The 618-nt window shown below is 55.7% G+C and carries 1 protein-coding gene; it reads left to right on the top strand.

Going from position 1 to position 618, the window contains the following annotated elements:
* Nucleotides 1-618: hypothetical protein (locus L692_RS33235; RefSeq protein WP_036725450.1), on the top strand; the 618-nt coding region annotated here is incomplete at both ends.

The raw sequence follows: 618 nt of genomic DNA, 5'->3' as shown, positions 1-618 counted from the left end.
CGGCAAGCTGCCGAAAATGCGCGGCAGCCTCTGACGCTTATCAAGAATCCGGCGGTTGGCGGTATTGCCGACGCTTCCATGGGGACAGTATCCAGCGCTGCCGACATCGCTGCCCAGTATAACGACTATGTGAGAAAGTACTATGCGGATTTAAACAGGGACCCGAAAAGGATGTCGCAATATACGTGGATTATCCAATCTTATTTAACGCAATCCGCAGCAATTGCTTCCCGGCTGGGCAGTCTCCTTGCCTATTGGCAGGATAAGCATGCCCCGTTGATGCGGCAGGCAGGCGATGCCATTAAAGAAGCGGAAGCGATCAATGAAGAAATGAGAGAAACCATACGGCAGGCCAAGAGTACAAAGGCAGGCAGCGGCTATGATTCGTCGGTCTCCTGGGATATCCCTGATTCAGAGGCTGATGTTGCAGCCCGCCCCAACTTGCTGGAGCAAGCGGAGCAGCTGTTGCTGGACGCAGAGGATTTCCGCGGTATGGAGAGGAACCTGGCGATGCAGGAGGCAGCTTACCGGGATGCGGATTCCGGAGCCTCATCTCTTGCGGAAATCGTAAACCCTGCATCGGCAGGGCCAGACGGCGACAGCGGAGCGATGAAAGCG

It is taken from the genome of Paenibacillus forsythiae T98 (assembly GCF_000520735.1).
Taxonomy (GTDB): domain Bacteria; phylum Bacillota; class Bacilli; order Paenibacillales; family Paenibacillaceae; genus Paenibacillus_AQ; species Paenibacillus_AQ forsythiae.
This window is presented reverse-complemented; position numbering and strand designations above follow the sequence as displayed.